Origin of the sequence: Leclercia adecarboxylata (genome assembly GCF_006874705.1) — a bacterium.
Taxonomy (GTDB): domain Bacteria; phylum Pseudomonadota; class Gammaproteobacteria; order Enterobacterales; family Enterobacteriaceae; genus Enterobacter; species Enterobacter adecarboxylatus_C.
The window spans coordinates 2,968,274-2,990,469 of record NZ_CP035382.1 but is presented as its reverse complement, the minus strand read 5'-3'; the positions used below and the strand labels follow the sequence as shown (position 1 = coordinate 2,990,469).

21 protein-coding genes are annotated in these 22,196 nt (G+C 58.0%); 16 read left to right on the top strand and 5 right to left on the bottom strand.

Translation table 11 applies throughout. The annotated features are described in order from the left end of the window. Positions 1-26 precede the first annotated feature (26 nt). Complete coding sequence (locus ES815_RS15155) at positions 27-548, top strand: metal-dependent hydrolase (protein ID WP_142488505.1); 522 nt, start codon at positions 27-29, stop codon at positions 546-548. Between the two features lie 89 nt (positions 549-637). On the opposite strand, the gene cysS is transcribed toward ES815_RS15155, so the two are convergent. Then, positions 638-2,023 carry a cysteine--tRNA ligase gene (gene cysS / locus ES815_RS15150; protein ID WP_106992225.1) on the bottom strand — a complete coding sequence of 462 codons (1,386 nt, stop codon included), beginning with the start codon at positions 2,021-2,023 and terminating at the stop codon, positions 638-640. Positions 2,024-2,228: 205 nt separating this feature from the next. On the opposite strand from cysS, the gene ppiB reads away from it, so the two are divergent. From ppiB to mnmH, 6 genes are all read left to right on the top strand, one after another. Continuing rightward, positions 2,229-2,723 (top strand): peptidylprolyl isomerase B, encoded by a 495-nt coding sequence (gene ppiB, locus ES815_RS15145; RefSeq protein WP_106992224.1) that lies wholly within the window; start codon positions 2,229-2,231, stop codon positions 2,721-2,723. Positions 2,724-2,726: 3 nt separating this feature from the next. Further along, the gene (lpxH, locus tag ES815_RS15140) at positions 2,727-3,449 is read left to right on the top strand and encodes a UDP-2,3-diacylglucosamine diphosphatase (protein ID WP_142488504.1); all 723 of its coding nucleotides are present in this window, start codon (positions 2,727-2,729) and stop codon (positions 3,447-3,449) included. 107 nt (positions 3,450-3,556) lie between these two features. Continuing rightward, positions 3,557-3,886 (top strand): hypothetical protein, encoded by a 330-nt coding sequence (locus ES815_RS15135; protein WP_142488503.1) that lies wholly within the window; start codon positions 3,557-3,559, stop codon positions 3,884-3,886. A 95-nt stretch (positions 3,887-3,981) separates the two neighbouring features. Next, positions 3,982-4,491, top strand: a complete 510-nt coding sequence (gene purE / locus ES815_RS15130) for a 5-(carboxyamino)imidazole ribonucleotide mutase (RefSeq protein ID WP_142488502.1) — start codon at positions 3,982-3,984, stop codon at positions 4,489-4,491. Next, positions 4,488-5,555, top strand: a complete 1,068-nt coding sequence (gene purK, locus ES815_RS15125; RefSeq protein ID WP_142488501.1) for a 5-(carboxyamino)imidazole ribonucleotide synthase — start codon at positions 4,488-4,490, stop codon at positions 5,553-5,555. Before purE ends, purK begins: the two co-directional genes overlap by 4 nt. A 74-nt stretch (positions 5,556-5,629) precedes the next feature. Beyond that, a complete protein-coding gene (gene mnmH / locus ES815_RS15120; RefSeq protein ID WP_142488500.1) occupies positions 5,630-6,700 on the top strand; it encodes a tRNA 2-selenouridine(34) synthase MnmH in 1,071 nt (356 codons plus the stop codon). Positions 6,701-6,797: 97 nt separating this feature from the next. Here mnmH and ES815_RS15115 read toward each other — a convergent pair whose 3' ends face one another. The 3 genes from ES815_RS15115 to ybbA all read right to left on the bottom strand — a co-directional run bounded on the left by ES815_RS15115 (position 6,798) and on the right by ybbA (position 11,223). Further along, positions 6,798-7,943, bottom strand: coding sequence for a porin (locus ES815_RS15115; protein ID WP_142488499.1), 1,146 nt, complete (start codon positions 7,941-7,943; stop codon positions 6,798-6,800). 182 nt (positions 7,944-8,125) lie between these two features. After that, positions 8,126-10,540, bottom strand: coding sequence for a putative ABC transporter permease subunit YbbP (gene ybbP / locus ES815_RS15110; protein WP_142488498.1), 2,415 nt, complete (start codon positions 10,538-10,540; stop codon positions 8,126-8,128). Then, entirely contained in the window at positions 10,537-11,223 is a 687-nt protein-coding gene (ybbA, locus tag ES815_RS15105) for a putative ABC transporter ATP-binding protein YbbA (protein ID WP_142488497.1), read from the bottom strand. The genes ybbP and ybbA overlap by 4 nt, the downstream gene beginning before the upstream one ends. Between ybbA and tesA the strand changes: the two genes are divergently transcribed. The 9 genes from tesA (at position 11,191) to ES815_RS15060 (ending at position 21,756) form a co-directional block, all read left to right on the top strand. After that, positions 11,191-11,817, top strand: coding sequence for a multifunctional acyl-CoA thioesterase I/protease I/lysophospholipase L1 (tesA, locus tag ES815_RS15100; protein WP_185902338.1), 627 nt, complete (start codon positions 11,191-11,193; stop codon positions 11,815-11,817). The genes ybbA and tesA overlap by 33 nt on opposite strands. Beyond that, positions 11,807-12,616, top strand: coding sequence for an SDR family oxidoreductase (locus tag ES815_RS15095; protein ID WP_142488496.1), 810 nt, complete (start codon positions 11,807-11,809; stop codon positions 12,614-12,616). The genes tesA and ES815_RS15095 overlap by 11 nt, the downstream gene beginning before the upstream one ends. A gap of 57 nt (positions 12,617-12,673) precedes the next feature. Further along, a complete protein-coding gene (locus ES815_RS15090) occupies positions 12,674-13,528 on the top strand; it encodes a co-chaperone YbbN (RefSeq protein WP_142488495.1) in 855 nt (284 codons plus the stop codon). 596 nt (positions 13,529-14,124) lie between these two features. After that, positions 14,125-16,200, top strand: a complete 2,076-nt coding sequence (locus ES815_RS15085) for a hypothetical protein (protein ID WP_142488494.1) — start codon at positions 14,125-14,127, stop codon at positions 16,198-16,200. Positions 16,201-16,509: 309 nt separating this feature from the next. Further along, positions 16,510-17,364: a hypothetical protein gene (locus tag ES815_RS15080; RefSeq protein ID WP_142488493.1), complete on the top strand. Its 855-nt coding sequence runs from the start codon at positions 16,510-16,512 to the stop codon at positions 17,362-17,364. 178 nt (positions 17,365-17,542) lie between these two features. Next, positions 17,543-18,457 (top strand): SPFH domain-containing protein, encoded by a 915-nt coding sequence (locus ES815_RS15075; protein WP_142488492.1) that lies wholly within the window; start codon positions 17,543-17,545, stop codon positions 18,455-18,457. Further along, positions 18,454-18,912 (top strand): NfeD family protein, encoded by a 459-nt coding sequence (locus tag ES815_RS15070; protein WP_142488491.1) that lies wholly within the window; start codon positions 18,454-18,456, stop codon positions 18,910-18,912. The genes ES815_RS15075 and ES815_RS15070 overlap by 4 nt, the downstream gene beginning before the upstream one ends. Before the next feature lie 16 nt (positions 18,913-18,928). Continuing rightward, positions 18,929-21,073: a hypothetical protein gene (locus ES815_RS15065; RefSeq protein WP_142490064.1), complete on the top strand. Its 2,145-nt coding sequence runs from the start codon at positions 18,929-18,931 to the stop codon at positions 21,071-21,073. After that, complete coding sequence (locus tag ES815_RS15060; RefSeq protein ID WP_142488490.1) at positions 21,043-21,756, top strand: DUF3142 domain-containing protein; 714 nt, start codon at positions 21,043-21,045, stop codon at positions 21,754-21,756. Before ES815_RS15065 ends, ES815_RS15060 begins: the two co-directional genes overlap by 31 nt. Here the strand turns inward: ES815_RS15060 and cueR are convergent. Beyond that, a complete protein-coding gene (gene cueR, locus ES815_RS15055; protein ID WP_142488489.1) occupies positions 21,753-22,163 on the bottom strand; it encodes a Cu(I)-responsive transcriptional regulator in 411 nt (136 codons plus the stop codon). The two genes, ES815_RS15060 and cueR, sit on opposite strands and share 4 nt — an antisense overlap. Positions 22,164-22,196: the final 33 nt, after the last annotated feature.

The window sequence follows — 22,196 nt, the reverse complement described above, 5'->3', positions numbered from 1 at the left end:
TCCATGATTTGCCATGGATAATCGTTATGCCAACCATCATTACCCATGCCGCTGTGCCGATTTGCCTCGGCTTAGGGCTGGGCACCCGGGTTATTCCCCCTCGCCTGCTGTTCGCCGGGATTGTCCTCGCCATGTTGCCGGATGCCGACGTGCTGTCGTTTAAGTTCGGCGTCGCCTACGGCAATATTTTTGGTCACCGCGGCTTTACCCACTCCCTGCTGTTCGCCTTTGTGGTGCCGTTACTTTGTGTGTTGATTGGACGACGATGGTTCAGGGCCGGGCTGGTGCGCTGCTGGCTGTTTTTAACGGTGTCGCTGCTGTCGCACAGCCTGCTGGATTCGGTGACGACGGGCGGGAAAGGGGTCGGCTGGCTGTGGCCCTGGTCGGATGAACGCTTCTTTGCGCCCTGGCAGGTGATCAAGGTCGCGCCCTTTGCGCTGTCGCGCTACATGACGCCCTACGGGCATCAGGTGATTCTTTCGGAACTGCTGTGGGTATGGCTGCCGGGGATGGTGCTGATGGGATTGTTGTGGTGGAAACGGCGGTAAAAGAAAAGCCGGGTGCGGCTACGCCTTACCCGGCCTACGTTCGTGTTTTTGTAGGCCGGGTAAGCGCAGCGCCACCCGGCGTAACGGACTTACTTACGGCGCCAGGTGGTGCCCTGCGGACCATCTTCCAGAATGATCCCCATCTCGGTGAGACGGTTACGCGCGGCATCGGCTGCGGCCCAGTCTTTCGCCTGACGGGCTTCCAGACGGGCTTTAATCAGCGCTTCAATCTCCGCTACTTCACCGTCATCCGCCTGCGCACCGCTCTGCAGGAAGACTTCTGGCTCCTGCTCCAGCAGACCCAGCACGCCCGCCAGCTTGCGCATATGGGAGGCCAGCGCGTTAGCGGCATGCGCATCTTCACCTTTCAGGCGGTTCACTTCACGAGCCATATCAAACAGCGCCGAGTAGGCTTCCGGGGTGTTGAAGTCGTCGTTCATTGCTTCGACAAAACGGGCTTCGAACGCCTCGCCACCGGCTGCTGCGACTGAGGTGTCGGTTCCGCGCAGCGCGGTGTACAGACGCTCCAGCGCAGAACGCGCCTGCTTGAGGTTCTCTTCGCTGTAGTTCAGCTGGCTGCGATAGTGGCCGGACATCAGGAAGTAGCGGATGGTTTCAGCATCGTAGTACTTCAGCACGTCGCGCACGGTGAAGAAGTTGCCCAGCGATTTGGACATCTTCTCGCGGTCAATCATCACCATCCCGGAGTGCATCCAGTAGTTCACGTACTCGCCATCATGAGCGCAGGTTGACTGGGCAATTTCGTTTTCATGGTGCGGGAACATCAAATCTGAACCGCCGCCGTGAATATCGAAATGGTTACCCAGCTGTTTGCAGTTCATGGCCGAACATTCGATGTGCCAGCCCGGACGGCCTGCGCCCCACGGCGATGGCCAGCTCGGCTCACCCTCTTTGGACATCTTCCACAGCACGAAGTCCATCGGGTTGCGCTTCACGTCAACCACGTCAACGCGGGCACCGGCCTGGAGCTGATCCAGATCCTGACGGGAGAGCTGACCGTAATGCGGATCGGTCGGCACGTCGAACATCACGTCACCGTTGTCCGCCACGTAGGCGTGACCTTTGGCGATCAGCTGTTCGGTGATCTCAATGATCTCCGGGATATGGTGCGTGGCGCGCGGCTCCAGATCCGGGCGCAGGATATTCAGCGCATCAAAATCCTTGTGCATTTCGGCGATCATGCGATCGACTAAGGCGACGAAGTTTTCGCCGTTCTCGTTAGCACGCTTGATAATTTTGTCGTCGATATCGGTGATATTGCGTACATACTTAAGGTTGTACCCGAGGAAACGCAAATAGCGTGACACCACGTCAAAAGCGACAAAGGTACGGCCATGGCCGATATGACAGAGATCGTAAACGGTAATACCACACACGTACATGCCGACTTCCCCGGCATGAATAGGTTTGAATTCCTCTTTTTGGCGCGTCAGTGTGTTGAAGATTTTTAACATCGAAGATTCCATGTGAGACGTGTGTGGGTGAAAACGGCGTATTCTACACGCAAAATCATTTAAATGGATGAAGCGTGTAACCGTAATTCAAACCCGAAGCCGCTAACAATGCAAGGTGATCGCGCCGTGAGGTTATGCTATAACAAGCGCTTATTGTGGCCCCCCGAGGGGTCGAAGCACCACTATAACGGAACAGGATGCAAAAATGGTTACTTTCCACACTAATCATGGCGATATCGTAATCAAGACCTTTGATGACAAAGCGCCTGAAACAGTTAAAAACTTCCTGGACTACTGCCGCGAAGGTTTCTACAACAACACCATTTTCCACCGTGTAATTAACGGCTTTATGATCCAGGGCGGCGGTTTTGAACCTGGTATGAACCAGAAAGAGACCAAAGCGGCGATCAAAAACGAAGCCAACAACGGTCTGAAAAACACCCGCGGTACGCTGGCAATGGCCCGTACTCAGGCGCCACACTCCGCCACCGCGCAGTTCTTTATCAACGTGGCTGACAACGACTTCCTGAACTTCTCCGGCGAAAGCCTGCAGGGTTGGGGCTACTGCGTGTTCGCAGAAGTGGTTGAAGGCATGGACGTGGTTGAGAAGATCAAAGGCGTTTCTACCGGCCGCAGCGGTATGCACCAGGACGTTCCAAAAGAAGACGTCGTGATCACAAGCGTGACCGTCAGCGAATAATTCGTGGCGACACTCTTTATTGCAGATCTGCATCTGCAAACAGAAGAACCGGCGATCACCGCCGGTTTTCTGCGTTTTTTACAGGGTGAAGCCCGGCACGCCGATGCGCTTTACATCCTGGGGGATCTGTTCGAAGCCTGGATTGGCGACGACGACCCCAACCCGCTTCACCGCGAGATAGCAGCCGCCATCAAAACCCTGGTGGATTCCGGCGTCCCCTGCTTCTTTATTCACGGTAACCGAGACTTTCTGCTCGGCAAGCGCTACGCCCGCGATTGCGGCATGACCCTGCTGGCGGAAGAGACCGTCCTTGACCTGTATGGCCGTAAAATTCTGATCATGCATGGCGATACGCTCTGCACCGACGATACCGGTTATCTGGCATTTCGCGCCAAAGTGCACACCCCCTGGATCCAGACCCTATTTCTCGCCCTGCCGCTGTTTATCCGCAGCCGCATTGCGGCGAAGATGCGCGCCGGCAGCAAAGCCGCCAACAGCAGTAAATCCCTGACCATCATGGATGTGAATCCGCAGGCCGTCGTCAGCGTAATGGAAAAACACCAGGTACAGTGGCTCATTCACGGCCATACCCATCGCCCTGCCGTCCATCACTCAGACGTCAACGGCAAGGCCGCTTATCGCGTGGTTCTCGGCGCATGGCACAGGGAAGGTTCGATGGTGAAGGTCACGCCAGAAGACGTTGAGCTGCTTCATTTCCCCTTTTAGTCCCTCTGCAAGCACTATTCCGAAAGTACCCTTTCAGCGTCAGAAGTTCTGTCTTTCCCTTTAGCCGCCAGGTTAATTTTCAGCAAAATTAACCTCAGGGAACGAACATGCAAAAATGGGATCAGCCTCTTATCTGGGGAATGGTTATCGCGGTAATCGCCCCGATTGTAGTCAGCTTTTTCGGTGTGGCGTTTATCTCCTTCGGCTCGCCCACTGTGTTGTGGTTCGCGGTTTTATTATGGCTACTCTATTTTTATGCGATATACCTTTTGTGTACGCGGCAACATGATGACCGCTTCGTGCAAACCTATATGTTGATCATAAGTATTTTCATGCTGCCCTGGGGCCTGGTACTCGCTTTTACCTTTTTCGCCAGCGCGACCAAAGCCCATAATCAACGTATTTCATCAGATAGCAACGAGCCAAAAGAGCGCTAACTACGCGCACGCAACCGTTTTCCTTGCCTGTATATCGTGCTATTCTTTGTCACCTCAAAAGCCGAGAATAGCGCCTCACAGGAGTTTTTAGCCGCATGTCTTCCAGCAATAATCCGGCGCGTGTCGCCATCGTGATGGGGTCCAAAAGCGACTGGGCTACCATGCAGTTTGCCGCCGAAATCTTTGACATCCTGAATGTTCCTCACCACGTTGAAGTGGTCTCCGCACACCGCACCCCCGATAAACTGTTCAGCTTCGCCGAAGGCGCGGAAGAGAACGGCTATCAGGTGATTATTGCCGGTGCCGGCGGGGCCGCGCATCTGCCCGGCATGATTGCCGCCAAAACTCTGGTGCCGGTGCTCGGCGTCCCGGTACAAAGCGCTGCCCTGAGCGGCGTCGACAGCCTCTACTCCATCGTGCAAATGCCGCGCGGCATTCCGGTGGGAACGCTGGCGATTGGGAAAGCGGGTGCCGCTAATGCCGCCCTGCTGGCCGCACAGATCCTCGCAACTCACGATAAAGCACTGCATCAGCGCCTGGTCGCGTGGCGTACCGCCCAGACCGACGAGGTGCTGGAGAACCCGGACCCGCGAGGTGCGGCATGAAGCAGGTTTGCGTTCTCGGTAACGGTCAGTTAGGCCGCATGCTGCGTCAGGCCGGTGAACCGCTCGGGATCAGCGTCTGGCCGGTCGGGCTGGATGATGAACCCGAAGCCGTGCCCTTTCAGCAGAGCGTGATCACCGCAGAGATTGAGCGCTGGCCGGAAACTGCCCTGACCCGGGAGCTGGCTCGCCACAATGCGTTTGTAAACCGCGATGTGTTCCCCATTATTGCCGACCGTCTGACGCAAAAGCAGCTGTTCGACGATCTGCACCTCGCCACCGCGCCGTGGCAGCTGCTGACGGAAAAAGGCCAGTGGCCAGGCGTATTTGCCACCCTGGGCGAGCTGGCGATCGTCAAGCGTCGCGTTGGCGGCTATGACGGACGCGGCCAGTGGCGTCTGCGCGCCGGTGAAACCGACCAGCTGCCGGACGAGTGCTACGGCGAATGCATCGTTGAGCGGGGCATTAACTTCAGCGGCGAAGTGTCGCTGGTAGGTGCCCGCGCCCACGACGGCAGTACCGTCTTTTATCCCCTGACCCACAACCTGCATCAGGACGGCATTCTGCGCACCAGCGTGGTCTTCCCGCAGGCCAATGCGGCCCAGCAGGCGCAGGCTGAAAGCATGCTCTCTGCCATCATGCAGGAGCTGGGCTATGTCGGCGTGATGGCGATGGAGTGCTTTGTTACGCCGGACGGCCTGCTGATCAACGAGCTGGCACCGCGCGTGCACAACAGCGGCCACTGGACGCAGAACGGCGCCTCCATCAGCCAGTTTGAGCTGCACCTGCGCGCCATTACCGGGTTGCCGCTGCCGCAGCCGGTAGTCAACAGCCCGTCGGTGATGATCAACCTGATCGGCACCGATCTGAACTACGACTGGCTGAAACTGCCGCTGGTGCATCTGCACTGGTATGACAAAGAGGTTCGTCCGGGGCGCAAGGTCGGCCACCTGAACCTGAATGACAGCGATATCCCCCGCCTGAGCGCCACGCTCGAAGCCATTGTGCCCCTGTTACCGCCGGAGTACGCCAGCGGCATCGCCTGGGCGCAGGCAACGCTGAGTTAAGTCCTACCGCCGGGGAGTTGACCTTCCCCTTCCCCGGCGTAAAATCCTGCCCATCGCTGTTTTGAGGGATCCTTATGAACGATGGGACGGACTACCGCGCCATACTTGCCGCCGACACGCCGATAATCGACGTGCGCGCGCCCGTGGAATTTGCCCAGGGCGCTATGCCTGCGGCGATCAATCTGCCGTTAATGAACGACGACGAACGCGCCGCCGTGGGCACCTGTTATAAACGCCAGGGGCCGGAGGCCGCGCTTGCGCTCGGCCATCGACTGGTGAGCGGCGAGACGCGCGACCAGCGCCTTGAGGCCTGGCGCACCGCCTGCCTTGCGCAACCCCAGGGTTATCTCTGCTGCGCCCGGGGCGGGCAGCGCTCGCATATCGTGCAGGCATGGCTGAAAGCGGCAGGCGTTGATTATCCGCTGATCCGCAGCGGTTATAAGGCGCTGCGTCAGGCGGCGATGCAGGTCACCGTTGAGCAGGTGCAAAAACCGACCGTGCTGATTGGCGGCTGTACCGGCAGCGGCAAGACCCTGCTGGTGAAGGCCCGTCCGGACGGGATCGATCTTGAAGGGCTGGCGCACCATCGCGGCTCGTCGTTTGGCCGCACGCTAACGCCGCAGCTTTCGCAGGCCAGCTTTGAAAACTATCTCGCGGTAGAGCTGCTGAAAAAAGACGCCGCGCGCTGGGTACTGGAAGACGAAGGCCGGATGATTGGCTCTAACCACCTGCCGGAGTGTCTGCGCGATCGCATGGTGCAGTCACCGATTGCGGTAGTGGAGGATCCGTTCGAGGTGCGACTGGAGCGTCTGCGGGAGGAGTATTTCGAGCAGATGTGGCAGGCCTTTCGCGCCGCGCGTGGCGAAGAGGCTGGCTGGCTGGAGTACGGCGAGTACCTGCACCACGGCCTGTTTGCTATCCGGCGTCGGCTGGGGTTACAGCGTTTTGCCGAATTTACCGCCCTGCTGGAGAGTGCCCTGGATGAACAACAGCGCACCGGCAGCACCGAGGCGCATTTCGCCTGGCTTGTGCCGCTTCTGAATGACTATTACGACCCGATGTATCGCTATCAGCTTGAAAAGAAAGCGGAGAAGATTGTTTATCGCGGGACGTTTGAAGACGTTGCCGGGTGGCTGAATCGCTGAAAAAAGCCGGATGCGCTAACGCTTATCCGGCCTACATGTTTCGCGCGATTTTGTAGCCCCGGTAAGCGTAGCGCCACCGGGGACAGACGACTCAAAATCAGAAGTCGTAGCGCAGACGCACCAGGTTCATATCGCCCAGATCGTCGGTGCTTGAAGTGAACACGTGCTCGTAGTCAACACGGAAACCGTAATCCAGCTGGAAGCTGATACCCACGCCGTTATCGATGCGCTGGTAGTTACGGCCATTCATGGTTTCAATGCGGTCACCCATGAAGTAAGGCTGGATGGATTTCACCGCATACTGACCAATCGGGAATTTATAGCCCGCGAAGTACTCAATACCCCACGCGTCGCCCGCGAAGTAGTCGTTTACCGACACTTTTTTGCTGGTCATAAAGTTCTGATACCAGCCGCCGCCTGCGGAGAAGGTCCAGTTATCCGGGGTCCAGCTCAGCGCGGTACCGAGGATGTTCTGATCCCAGGACTTGCTGTCGCCGTTATCCGGGTTACGCATGTCGGCGCGGGTGTAGTTCCAGGCTGCGCCCCAGGTCAGATCGGTGGTCAGACGATAATCCAGACCCAGTGAACCGCCGCCTTTACGCTTGTAACGCAGGCCGTTGCCCGGCAGATATTCGCTGTCTTCGAACAGGTAAGAGGCATAGATGTCAGCATCGCCGAGGGTTTTCTTGTACTTCAGCATCTGGCGTGAACGGTAAGAACCGTCGTAGTCGCCGTTGATGCCGTTACCCGGTGCCTGACCGATCATGTCGTAGTCCCAGATATCGGTTTTCGCGCCAACCACATCGTAATAAACGCTGTTCTGCTGACCGAAGGTCAGGGTGCCCCAGGTGTCGCTCTTCAGGCCGGTGTAGAGCATACGGCGGGAGGTGTCATGCGCGCCGTCGGCATGGTGATTGTCCCAGTCGAACTGGGCCGGAATGTTAACGCCCAGCTCGTAGTAGCTGATCCAGCTGATGTCATCAAACAGGTAGTAATCTGCTGCGAAACGGAAGCGGGTGCCGCCGTCAAAGCCGTTACGCTTGTAGCTGTTCTTGCCGTCGTCACCGGTCATGTTCTGGAACTGAGGACGAATACTGCCGCCAACGGTGAAATTCAGGCGGCTCAGCGGGTCACCCGCCTGCGGATCCTGCTTCAGTACGGTGATTTCAGCCTGGGATGCAAAAGATGCCAATGCCACTGCTGCGCCGATCGCTACCGCCAGCGCTTTTTTAGTTATGGTCATTATTTTTCCTTAATAGACACACTGCCATTTATTTAGCAGGTGAATATTAACCAGGATTTATCCGGCTGTGTTGTCCGGTTTTTAATGATTTGTGCCACTAAAATTCAACGAGTTATCTTTTTATGCTACTTAGGCGTCACGCACCGGTATAAAAACCGGTGCGTGACGATTACGGAGGGGAATTAGCCGGAGAACTGCCGGAACAGGGCTTTGCCTTTCAATAAACGGGCCCCCAGCCAGCCGCCGCACAGAGAGAGCATCACCGCCCCGCAGAGCGGCAGGATCGCCCACAGCCGCCAGTCCGGCTCCCACGGGAAGTCGAACACCCGGGTTTGCAATACCGCCAGCGCGGTTTCAGCGCCAATGGCCGCCACCAGGCCTGCCACCAGCCCCAGCAGGGCAAATTCGCTCCACAGCGTAGTACGCAGCAGCTTTTTACCCGCCCCCAGGGTGCGGTAGACCACCAGCTCCTGATGGCGCTGACGCATTCCGACCTGCACCTGGGCCAGCAGCAGCAGGATGCCGCAAATCGTTACCAGCACCACCATCACCTCCAGCGCCCGGCTTACCTGCTCCAGCACCTGCCCGACCTGTCTGAGGATCGCGCCGATATCCAGCAGGCTGATGGTCGGAAACTCGCGGTTAAGTTGGGTGAGCATGCCGTTGCCGTTCTCCCAGCGGAAGCTGGTCAGCCAGCTTTGGGGCTGCCCGTCCAGCGCCCCGGAAGGGAAGATAAAGAAGAAGTTCGGCCGCAGACTCTCCCAGTCAACCTTGCGCAAGCTGGTGACTTTAGCGCTAAAGTCCTGGGTATCGCCGGTAAAGGTCACCGTATCGCCCAGCCCGACGTTGAGGCGTTTTGCCAGCCCCTCCTCCATCGACACTTCCCCCGCTTTTGGCGGCCAGCTGCCGGCGACGATCGGGTTATGATCCGGGCGCTTATCCTGCCAGGTCAGGTTCAGCTCGCGGTTGAGGGATTCATCCTTATGGCCCTCGGTGGACTGGCCGTTAATCTGGGTCAGGCGCGCCCGCACGATGGGGTAGTACGACTCGGGGATAATCTGATGCTCAGCCAGGAACGCCTTCAGCGGCGTGACCTGCTCCGGGGCGATATTGATCAGGAAATAGTTCGGGCTCTCCGGCGGGAGCTGCTGTTGCCAGCGATCCAGCAGGTCGCCGCGCAGCACCAGCAGCAATGCCAGCAGCATAAACGACAGCGAAAACGCCGACAGCTGGCTGAGGGTCGACCACGGCTGGCGCAGCAGGCGATTCACCGCCAGACGCACCGGCAGCGATTTCACCGTCAGCCCGCGCAGCACGCTGAGCAGCATCCAGCCCAGCACGCCGCAGAGCAGCGCCAGCACCACCGTCCCGGCCAGGACCGCCCACAGCAGCATGCTGCCGCCCATCAGCCAGGCGAGCAGTACCACCACCACCGCCACGATAACCGGCAGGTAAAATTTCAGCGGCCAGACGCTGGCAACCACGTCCCTGCGCAGGACGCGCAGCGGCTGGGTCGCCAGCAGCAGGCGGTACGGACGCAGCCCCACCAGCAGCGAGATGACGATCATCGCGCCAATCGCCCACAGCCACGGCCAGAGGCTGGCTGGCGGCAGGGCGGCAGGCAGCACCGGCTTGAGCAGCACCATCAGCACTTTTTCAAACAGCAGCCCCATCGCCCCGCCGGTCATCGCGGAGAGCGCAAGCACCATCAGCCACTGGCCGACAATCAGCTTACGCAGCTGCGCTCTGCCCGCTCCCAGGGTTTTGAGGATTGCCACCAGGTCGTAGCGGCTTCGGCAGTAGTGACCCATCGCCACCGCTACGGCCGCCACCGCCAGCAACAGCGTCAGCAGCGCCGAGAGCAGCAGGAACTGCTGGGAACGCTCCAGCGACTTGCCGAGCGCCCCGTCCTCCTGCTCCATCCCGGACCAGCGGTGCTCCGGCTTCAGCTGCGGCAGGAGCCACTTCTCGTAACTCGCTAATTGTGCGGGTGTACCGCCAAACTTAATGCGCCAGGTGACGCGGCTCCCGGGCTGTACCGCCCCGGTGTTGGCCACATCCGCGGTATTCATCAGCAGACGCGGCGCCATCTGGAACGGGTTAAACCCGGAGTCGGGCTCCTGAATCACTTCCCCGGCAATTTTAAGCCGGGCATCGCCAACGTCGATGCTGTCGCCGGTTTTTAAATTTAGCAGCGCCATCAGACGCGACGCCAGCAGCACCGTGCCCGGGGCCGGTTTCAGGTCCGGCGGGTTGGTTTGCAGTTCGCCGTACATCGGATAAATATCATCGACAGCCTTTACGCTCGCCAACTGCGGCGTATCGGCGGCAAAGGTCATGGTCTGGAAGCTCAGCTGCTCGCTAACCTTCAGCCCCTCTTTTCTCGCCTCCTCAAGCCACGCCTGCGGCACCTCGCGGGAGCTGCGCAGCGTCCGGTCGCCGGCCATAAACTCACGGCTTTGCTGGCTGAGCCCCTTTTCCATCCGATCGCTGACGCTGCCAAGCGCCAGCACACAGGCCACCGCCAGGCTTAACGCCAGCCAGACGATGAGCAGCGAGGGGGAACGCCATTCGCGCCAGAACCAGCGGGCAATCATGCTTCCTCCCTCAGTTCACCGTTCACCAGACGCAGGCGGCGGTCGCAGCGGGCCGCCAGCTGTGGGTCGTGGGTGACGAGGATCAACGTGGTGCCGTGCTCGCGGTTCAGGGAAAAGAGCAGATCGGCAATTTTGTCCCCGGTCTGGCGATCGAGGTTGCCGGTAGGTTCATCGGCAAAGAGCACGTCCGGGCGCCCGTTGAAGGCGCGGGCCAGCGCCACGCGCTGCTGCTCGCCGCCGGAGAGCTGCGCCGGAAGGTGATCGAGGCGTTTGCCCAGCCCCAGCTGCTCCAGCAGGGCTTTTGCGCTCTCGCGGCTGTGGGCGGTATTCTCGCCGCGCAGCAGCCCCGGCAGCTCGACGTTCTCCAGCGCATTGAGGGTCGGGATCAACATAAACGACTGGAAAACAAAGCCAATGTGCTTCGCCCGCAGAGCGGCGCGCGCCTCTTCATCGCGGCTGTGCAGCGGTTGCCCGACCAGATGGACCTCACCGCTGCTGCCGTCATCCAGACCGGCGAGGATCGCCAGCAACGTGGATTTTCCGGAGCCCGACTCCCCAATCAGGGCGATGCTCTGCCCGCGTTTGACAATGAGTTCAACTCCGGTAAGGATGGAAAGCTCGTGCTCACCCTGACCCACGGACTTCTTAAGATGATGAACTTCAACAATGTTTTCCGCTGGCATTTGCCCTTCCTGTTTCTGATTCTGATGACATTTCGTGCCGCGGCGGCGGACACGTTATTAATTCTGGGCGATAGCCTCAGCGCGGGCTACCGGATGGCAGCCAGTGCCGCCTGGCCTGCCCTGCTGAACGATAAATGGCAGACCAAAACGTCGGTGATCAATGGCAGCATCAGCGGCGATACCTCCCAGCAGGGGCTGTCGCGCCTCCCGGCCCTGCTGAAGCAGCATCAACCGCGCTGGGTGCTGGTGGAGCTCGGCGGCAATGACGGTCTGCGCGGTTTCCAGCCCCAACAGACGGAGCAGACCCTGCGCAAAATTTTGCAGGATATCCGCGCGGCCAATGCGCAGCCGCTGTTGATGCAAATTCGCCTGCCCGCCAACTACGGTCGTCGGTATAATGAAGCCTTCAGCGCGATATATCCGAAGCTTGCCAAAGAGTTCGATGTTCCGCTGCTGCCCTTTTTTATGGAAGAGGTCTACCTGAAGCCGCAGTGGATGCAGGATGACGGTATTCACCCCAACCGGGACGCACAGCCGTTTATTGCCGACTGGATGGCGACCCGGCTGGCTCCTTTAGTTAAACATGACTCGTAATTCAGCGGAGATCCTGACAGGTAAAGTTATGCAAAAATCGGTCTTAATAACAGGATGTTCCAGCGGAATTGGCCTTGAAAGCGCCCTTGAACTGAAGCGCCAGGGATTCTGGGTGCTGGCCGCCTGCCGCAAACCCGAAGACGTTGAACGGATGAACGGGATGGGTTTTACCGGTGTGCAGTTGGATTTGGATTGTGCCGACAGCATTGAGCGCGCCGCCGATGAGGTGATCGCGCTTACCAATAATCGTCTGTACGGGCTGTTTAACAACGCCGGTTTCGGCGTTTATGGCCCGCTGCAGACAGTCACCCGCGAAAAGCTTGAACAGCAATTTTCCGCCAACTTTTTTGGTGTCCATCAGCTCACCATGCGCCTGCTGCCCGCCATGCTGCCGCACGGCGAAGGGCGGATTGTGATGACCTCCTCGGTGATGGGGCTGATCTCCACGCCGGGCCGTGGGGCTTATGCCGCCAGCAAATACGCGCTGGAAGCCTGGTCGGATGCGCTGCGCATGGAGTTACGCCACAGCGGGATTAAGGTGAGCCTGATTGAGCCGGGCCCCATCCGCACCCGCTTTACCGACAACGTTAACCAGACCCAGGCCGACAAGCCGGTAGAAAATCCCGGTATTGCCGCGCGTTTTACGCTGGGACCGGAGGCGGTGGTCGCCAAAGTGCGCCATGCTTTTGAGAGCAAAAACCCGAAAATGCGTTATCCGGTCACGCTGGTGACCCATGCCGTTGGCCTGCTGAAGCGCCTGCTGCCTGGCCGGATGATGGACAAAATTTTACAGGGCTGAGTTGAAGCCACGCGCCACGCCCCCATGTAAATAAAAACTCATAACAGAGAATGCCGCATGTCCGTACAGAATATTGTCAACATTACCGAAGCAAACCTGCACCAGACCCTTGAACAGTCGATGACCAAACCGGTGCTGTTCTACTTTTGGTCTGAACGGAGTCAGCACTGTCTTGAGCTGACGCCGGTGCTCGAGAAGCTTGCGGCCCAGTACAACGGTCAGTTCATTCTGGCAAAACTGGACTGCGACGCCGAGCAGATGATCGCCTCGCAGTTTGGCCTGCGCGCCATCCCAACGGTTTATCTGTTCCAGAACGGTCAGCCGGTTGATGGCTTCCAGGGGCCGCAGCCGGAAGAGGCAGTCCGCGCCCTGCTGGATAAAGTGCTGCCGCGCGAAGAAGAGCTAAAAGCGCAGCAGGCGGCGGCCCTGATGGCCGAAGGCAAACATGATGAAGCCCTGCCGCTGCTGAAAGAGGCCTGGCAGCTCTCCGGTCAGAACAGCGAAATTGGCTTATTGCTAGCCGAAACGCTGATTATCTTAAAACGTTCCGAAGATGCCGAGGTGGTGCTGAAAACCATCCCTCTGCAGGATCAGGATACCCGTTATCAGGGGCTGGTGGCGCAGATTGAACTGCTGAAGCAGGCCGCGGATACTCCGGAAATTCAGCAGCTACAGCAGCATGTCGCCGCCAACCCTGCCGATGCCGCGCTGGCCAGCCAGCTGGCACTGCAGCTGCATCAGGTTGGTCGTAATGAAGAGGCGCTGGAACTGCTGTTCAGCCATCTGAAAACCGATCTGGCTGCCGCTGATGGTCAGGCGCGTAAAACGTTCCAGGAAATTCTGGCCGCGCTCGGGACAGGCGACTCCCTGGCCTCGGCCTATCGCCGTAAGCTTTACGCCCTGCTGTACTGATCCCCTGCCTGTGCCCGGTAATGCTTCGCTTACCGGGCCTGCTCATCTGATTTAACCTCTCCGTATCATTTCCGCCTGATAGCTGACGACTAAATATTTTCAGTCTATGGACAGATTGACTGTTTTTATTACCTTATCAGTCGACCCTCACTTTAAAACCAATAAAGACTTAAATAAGTCTATATAAAGACTACTTACACGCACGCAAGAAAATAACAACATCTTAACGAATCAATAAAAAACCCGTCTGGCAACGGCCAAAAAGCGTTACCAAACGTAAATTTGATCACAATATTCTACCAAAAAGACTAATCACACACTTTATGTAACATTTTTCTCTAAGCGAAGCATACCCTTCTTTCGTTTGAAATTAGACTAACTGCAGACAATAAAAATTGATCGTTAATTGACTTGCCAATAACTATTTAATGGTTAGAATCCAGAAAAAATGACCATTAAAAATGGCTTTAGTTATACACAAGACAACAAAAAGACAATAAAGACATCTGCAAATACTTCAGAGCCAGAGCCCTCATACTCTCTGCCACTCTGCAATTTACATTTTGATCAAACGATTGACCTCAGGATATGTAGAGATGAAAACCACGTTGAAACTGATCGCATCGGCAGTGTCGCTGTGCGTTACTGCCCCGGCTGCGTATGCGATAAGTTCGGATCAAGCAGCAGCGAACCTGAAAGGCGCGCTGGAATTTGACCACTTTGCACAAAAAAATTACGCCGCCGCGCTCAGGGCCGAACGCGTGACCAATGTCGATATGATGAATGTGATCCATCAGTACCAGGCGGGATCGCCTGAAGCCGCAGCTGCCGCCCGGACGCATCTTGATGCTTTAAATTTAATCAGCCAACGCCGCAATGAGGTTAAATTTGCTCAGACGCAGCTGCAGGCCGCACGCAACGCATTCAAAGATGGTTCGATTGCGCCGACAGCCATTCCTGTCGCGCCAATGCCACAACCCCTCAAAGCCCCACCGCTGCCGGTGCAGGCCGTCCCACCAAAGCCAGTGATATATAACGTTCCACAGCCGATCGTTGCGCCACCGAAGCTGGCCTATAACGTGCCGGTTAAACCGCAGACGCTGACGACCAACAACACTCCGCAGCCAATTGTGGCCCCGCCGACGCCAACCTATAACGTGCCGGTTAAACCGCAGACGCTGACAACCAACAGCACTACGCAGCCGATCGTGGCCCCGCCGACGCCAACCTATAACGTGCCGGTTAAACCGCAAACTCTGGCCAACAACGCCTCGCAGCCGATCGTGGCCCCGCCGACGCCGACCTATAATGTGCCGGTTAAACCGCAGACGCTGGCCAACAACACTCCGCAGCCAATCATTGCGCCGCCGACGCCGACCTACAACGTACCGGTTAAACCGCAGACGCTGACGACCACCAGTACTCCGCAGCCGATCGTGGCCCCGCCGACGCCAACCTATAATGTGCCACCAAAACCGCAGACGCTGTTGACAACCAACGCCTCGCAGCCAATCGTGGCCCCGCCGACGCCAACCTACAACGTGCCGCCAAAACCGCAGACGCTGACCACCAGCACCGCGCAGCCAATCGTGGCCCCGCCGACGCCAACCTATAACGTGCCGCCAAAACCGCAGACGCTGACGACAAACAACACCCAACAGCCAATTGTGGCTCCGCCGACACCAACCTATAATGTGCCGGTTAAACCGCAGACGCTGTTGACCACCAACGCCTCGCAGCCAATCGTTGCGCCGCCAACGCCGACCTACAACGTGCCGGTTAAACCGCAAACGCTGGCCAACAACACTCCGCAGCCGATCGTCGCGCCGCCTACGCCAACTACGCCACTAGCCCCGGCATATGAAATCAAAACCATTCAGCCTATCCTGAGCCTGCAGCCAGCGGCTGGCGATATTCCTTCACCTCAACCGCTGCCGACCACAACGGTGCAGGTCGTTAACCAGCAAACTATGCCAACCACGCTGGTTAAGGGGATGCCGGACAATACCGTCATCAACGCGCAAAAAGCAGATACCGGAAGTGTGACCCTGGTGGATAGTCAGACAACTCCACTGACCGTGACCAGCGCAGGTGCCGATGCCCAGCCGTCAGCACCTGCAAAGAAGACCGCCAGCACCAGTCAAACTGCGGACAACAGCTACACCGTCAGGATCGTTAGCGAGGTGAACAGCTACTATGTCGATCAAACTAACCGCAGCCAGATAGAGACTAACGATCAACGCATCGCGAGCAATAGCCAGCGTATCGAGACCAACGGCCAAAATATCGACAACAACAGCCAGCGCATCTCGGGCAACAGCCTGCGTATCGATAACAACAGCCAGCGTATCTCAGGTAACAGCCAGCGTATCGACAGCAACAGTCAACGCATCTCCCGCAACAGCCAGTCGATTGAGCGTAACGCGAAAGAGATTGATGACACCCGTGAAGATCTTAAACGGGGTCTGAATAACGCCGCGGCGATGTCCAGCCTGCATTATCACTCCGATAATTCATGGGCACTGTCGACGGGTACGGCGAATGGCGATGGTGCAGCCCTGGCTGCCGGTCTGCAGAAAAGCGTGACCCCGCATGTTGCCGTCAACATGCAGGCATCCAGCTCCTTCGATAACGGCTGGATGGCCGGAGCGGGCATCTCAGGCGATTTTTAATCCCCTCGCTCCGTTCTAAAATCCACTTCTGGCCGCCGTTATGGCGGCCTTTTTCATTTCAAAAACGGCTTCACTTAAGTCTTATTAATGTTTAATTCTGGCAAACAGATAACGAGACTTATCTCTGCGCATCGCAGTCTTTAAAATGTCCTCATTTTTTTACACTACCCCCATCAGGAGTAACCTTTATCTTCCATTTGTGATCGACACAAACATCCCGCATCTGTAGCTAATGGCCTCATCCTGCAAGAGATGATAAACTTTTTCGCGTTTGAAATGGCAGGCTAATAACTATAGGAAGTATGCGGCATGACACACATCTTTTATGAGTTCACCTCCCTGAAGCCCGGCGTTCCTGATGTAGAAACATTAATGCAAGTCATCAATTCCTCGGCAATCACCAGCTTTGTTATTGGCCCTGAAGTGGTTGATTTTGTAAAAAAAGCGTTGATCGTTAATACCACTATTGTCAGCTTTAAAAACTGCAAATTTGCCTTCGATAACGGTACGCACTTCATTGAATTCGATGGGAAAGGGAAATCGAAGCGTTACGATGAGGTTCCGGAGTGGTTTGTCTCCCCTGCTGACTTTTCCCGCACCCAGTGGCTCATTAACCATAAGCTGTCGGATGTGATGGCGACGACTTTTATCGACGTGCTGATGTCTTATCCGCTGAAAGAGCGTCGTGCCCACTGCAATTTGCTGTTCGGATTAGACTTGCATAAGACAGGGGTCGTGCCGTCCAGCACGCCTGCCGCAAGCAAGATCGGCAATAAAAATGGCAAAACCACCAAACCCAAAATCATCGAGCTGGGCTCGTTCGAGCTGTTCAGCCAGTTCTTTGCGCGTCTGAAAAGCGCCGTTGCGGAGGATCGGTTCCCCACCCTGCAGGTGCTGACCGGTATCGACAATCTGGCGAAGGCGCCAAACAACCTTAAGCAGGGGATCCGCACCTGGTTTAAGGCCATCACCGGCGACCTGCCGCCTAACAATAAGCGCGTCGAAGCCGGGAATGCCGGGTTGTTCTGTGCCCCGGTACGCGAGCAGCTGCAGCAGATTGAAGCTATCGGTCTGGAAAAATATTATGCCGCGCTGTCACGCGCGATCAATGAAGCCGGCGAGCAGTATATCTCCGACTTCTCCTGGACCGGGCCCGACGCCTGACCACCTGCATTCTGATGTTTTTTTGTCCCGCCCCGCTATTTTTAGCGGGGCTTTTTTATGTCTGGATCCAGCCCGCACCACTGATTCGGCGCGAACTTGGGCCTGTTTATCGGTATACTTATGGGCAACAAACGAACAGTTTTTATCGCAACATGGAATACAAAACAGGAGGTTTTATATGTTCATCGTCATCCCTATTCTGATCTTCGTCGCGCTGGTCATTGTTGCCGCCGGGGTGAAAATCGTACCGCAGGGCTATCAGTGGACGGTTGAGCGTTTTGGCCGTTATACCAACACGCTGCAGCCGGGCTTAAGCCTGGTGGTGCCGTTCATGGACCGCATTGGTCGCAAGATCAATATGATGGAGCAGGTGCTCGATATCCCCTCTCAGGAGGTTATCTCCAGGGATAACGCCAACGTCACCATCGACGCGGTATGCTTTATTCAGGTGATCGACGCGCCGAAAGCGGCCTACGAGGTGAGTAACCTTGAGCTGGCGATCATTAATCTGACGATGACCAACATCCGTACCGTTCTGGGTTCCATGGAGCTGGACGAGATGCTCTCCCAGCGCGACAGCATCAACACCCGCCTGCTGCACATCGTTGATGAAGCCACTAACCCGTGGGGCATCAAAGTCACCCGTATTGAAATTCGCGACGTGCGTCCGCCCGCAGAATTGATCACCTCCATGAACGCCCAGATGAAGGCCGAACGAACCAAGCGCGCCTACATTCTGGAAGCCGAAGGGGTGCGCCAGGCCGAGATCCTGAAGGCCGAAGGGGAGAAACAGTCGCAGATCCTCAAAGCCGAGGGCGAACGCCAGTCCGCATTTTTACAGGCTGAAGCCCGGGAGCGTTCGGCGGAAGCGGAAGCCCGCGCCACCCAGATGGTCTCGGAGGCGATCGCTGCCGGAGATATCCAGGCGATTAACTACTTCGTGGCGCAGAAATACACCGAAGCGCTGCAACAGATCGGCTCGGCGGACAACAGCAAGGTGGTGATGATGCCGTTGGATGCCAGCAGCCTGATGGGCGCGATCGGCGGCATCGCGGAACTGATCAAGAACAGCGGCAACGAGCGCAAATTATGATCGAGACGATCGCGGCACATCCGCATGTCTTCTGGCTGAGCCTTGGCGGCCTGCTGCTGGCGGCCGAAATGCTCGGCGGCAACGGCTATCTGCTGTGGAGCGGCGTGGCGGCGGTTATCACCGGGCTGCTGGTCTGGCTGTTGCCCTTCGACTGGGCCTGGCAGGGGGCGCTGTTTGCGGTGCTGACCCTGACGGCCGCATGGCTGTGGTGGCGCTGGCTCTCAAGGCAGGTGCGCAGGCAAAAGCCCGCCGATGCCCGGCTCAACCAGCGCGGACAGCAGCTGGTGGGGATGCAGTTTACCCTTGATACCGCCCTGCTGAACGGGCGCGGTCATATGCGCGTCGGCGACAGCTCGTGGCCGGTCATTGCCGACGACGATTTAAGCGCCGGCACCAAAGTTGAGGTGGTGGCCGTCGAAGGGATCACCCTTCGCGTCCGGGCCCTTTCCCGATAACAACAGGATGAGCATGATGGTCAGGAAGACAACGCTGGCAATCAGCGTTAGCGCACTACTGGCGAGCGCCGCACCGGCATTCGCCTCCTTTGATATGGAAGACTGCAACTGGAGCGATGAGCACTGTCTGCTGAAAGGGGACCCGGTGCTGACGCCCGGCAACGACTCCCGCGACAACCTGCTGCGTCTGCTGAGCGAAGCCAAATCCTTCGCCCTGCCGGTCCAGTCGATGCCTGCGGATATCACCCGCTCTCGCGACTTCTACTTTGCTTACCACCCGGAGTGGGACGACATGGAGACGCCGCCCACCGCAGCGGCGGATAAACCGGCTGAAGAGAGCCTGCTCAACCAGCAGCTGGCCGCGTTGCAGCTTGAGCCCGTCGAAACCCATCAGGACGGCGAGCAGGAAAACCGCTTCGTCTCAAACAGTGCCGACAGCCTCAGCCAGTTTTTTGCCGCGCTGCTGGCGGACGACTCGCTGACGGCGGAACAGCGCCATGCTCTGGGTCAGGCGCGTCTGGGGTTATACGCCGGCGCAACCGATGAGCAGATCTCGTCTTCCCTGGCGGCCCTCCCGGCGGAGTCGCCTGCCCTGCCCTATAAAACCTATCTGACGGGAGCAGCCCGTTTTTATGCCGGGGATTACGACGGCGCGGATCGGGCGTTTACCCTGCTTGTCGACAGCGATCGTCCGTGGCTGGCAGAGACCGCTAACTATATGCTGATGCGCACGGCGCTGAACAAAAGCAGCCAGAACAGCACGGGAGAATACGGCGATTTTGATATCGATCGCATCGACCGCCCGGCCGCTGAACAGGCGCAGAAAGCCGCCCAGGCCTATCTCCAGCGCTGGCCAGAGGGCCATTATGCCGATTCGGCGCGCGGCATGCTGCGTCGCATCAACTGGTATCTGCAGGCGTGGCCGCAGCTGGCGGGGCTGTACGAGCAGCGCTTCCAGCAGGCTGAGAATGCTGAGGCGCTGCGCGGGCTGGTGACAGAATACGATAATGTCTACGGCATGCAGTTCTACGGTCGCGCCGTACGGGAGGCCTTCCCCGATGCGCCGCGGGTCAGCTATATCGAACTGCTGCGCGCCCTTCGCCTGAACAGCGACGAGAAACCGACCCTGACCCAGGAGGATCTCAACGGCAGCAAACCGGCGTTTGAACAGAGCTGCAAGCTGGCGCTGTGGCGCAATTTACAGTTGAACCTGTGGCAGGCGACGGATAACCACGCCGCCATTCTTCAGGCCGTTAAACCGGCTGAGAAACTCCCGGCGCACGATATTCTCGCCTTCAGCGAGCAGGTCCTGTACGGCGACGCGCTGATGGCGCAAAAGCAGTGGCCCGCGGCACGCGATTTCTGGCTGAAGCTGCTGAAACTCAGCCAGGATCCTGAACAGCAGCAGTACGTGCAGGCTAAACTGGCGGCGACCCTGGTCTTTAGTGGCAACACAGAGGCGATTTTTGCCGCGGATAGCGCCGTCACCAACCTGCGTTTTCGCTCCCGGGTGCTGAAAGCGGTGGCTTCGCCTGAGCGGTTACGCCAGCAGGCCAGCCAGGGGCCCAACAACGAAGAGCGCACCATTGCGCTGCATACCTTGCTGGTACGCGACTTAACGGAGAACCGCTTTAGCGACTGGTTAAGCGACAGAAAACTCATCAGCGCCATTACGCCACCCGTTGTGGGCAAGGCGTTTGACGATGTGAATCTCACCACCTTCGACTGGAACGGTGATGCCGCCGAAGCCGGTTACGTCTGCCGTAGCCTGGATGACACCGTGCAGGTGCTCAGCCAGAACGCTAAAGATGCTCATGCTCTGAACTGTCTGGGCGAGTTCTTCCGCACCTCGAATACCCATGTTGATATCTGGAAAGACAGCGCGGGCAACGACGTGCTGGAGACGGCTATTCACCGCAAAGAACCATACGGGCAGTTCAACAGACAGGCTTATTACCAGCAGGTCATCGCGTCGCCGAAGGCGGAGCATGAAGATAAAAGCTACGCGCTCTATCGGGCCATCATGTGTTACGCCCCGTCCGGCTATAACGAATGTGGCGGAGCAGACGTGGAAAAATCCCAGCGCAAAGGCTGGTTCTCGCAGTTAAAAACGCAGTATCCGGGCAGCCCGTGGGCGCAAAAACTCAAATACTACTGGTAGCCGCGCTGCTGGCCGGACAGGCGCAGGCGGATACCGTCACCGCCCGCGAGCACCCGGCCTTCTGGCTCTGGTCGGGCGTGAAGGCCAGCGAGGCGCTGAAAGAGGCGCAAACGGTCTATCTGCATCAGGGTGAAGTGCTGGCCCGGCCGAATGAGGTGGTGTTTCAACGCCTCGGTCTGCCGGTCAGCCGCCTGACGTTTCCCTCCCTCTGGCTGACCGTGCGCTTCACCACTTTCGACGTGCCGCCGGCCATCGTGCCAAGAATTGTCCGCCTGATGCAGCGCTGGCAGGCCGCCGGAAATCAGGTGGTGGGTTTGCAGGTCGATTTTGATGCCGCCACCCACCAGCTGGCGGACTACGCGCGCTTTCTGCAGCAATTGCGCCAGCAGCTGCCCCCCGAATTTTCGCTGGGGGTGACCGGGCTGCTGGACTGGGCAAAAACCGGGGATGTCGCCACGCTGAACGCGCTGGCGGTGGATGAGCTGGTGATCCAGAGCTATCAGGGTCGCCATACGGTAGACAACTATCAGGCCTATCTGCCCGCCCTTACCCGGCTGCGCATTCCGTTCAAGCTCGGGCTGGTCCAGGGCGGCAAACGGGATGTTCTGGCCGAAGCGCAGCTCCAGCGCTCCCCCTGGTATCGCGGTACGGTAGTGTTTATGCTCAACCCGGCTCGCGGCTAGACCTTCGCCTTGCGATGGCAGCAGCCGGAGAGGTTATCGATGATCGGGCACTCGGCGCTCTCATCCCCCGGGCAGCTTTCGGCCAGCGCCAGCAGCTGGTCGCGCATCGCCTGCAACTCCAGGATATGGCGTTCAATTTCGGCCACCTTCTCCAGCGTCCGGCTTTTAACATCGGCGCTGTGTCGGGCGGGATCGTTAAACAGGTTCACCAGGTCGCCGCACTCATCCAGATTGAACCCCACCTGACGCGCCTGGCGCAGCAGCGTGAGTTCATCGAGGTGCTTTTGCGTGTAGCTCCGGTAGCCGTTCTCGCTGCGCAGCGGCGGCGTCACCAGCCCCTTCTCTTCGTAAAAGCGGATCGCTTTGCTGGTTAACCCGGTTTTTTTGGCAACATCACTGATATTCACGTTTCCCCCTTGACCTTCCCCTTGATGGAAGGT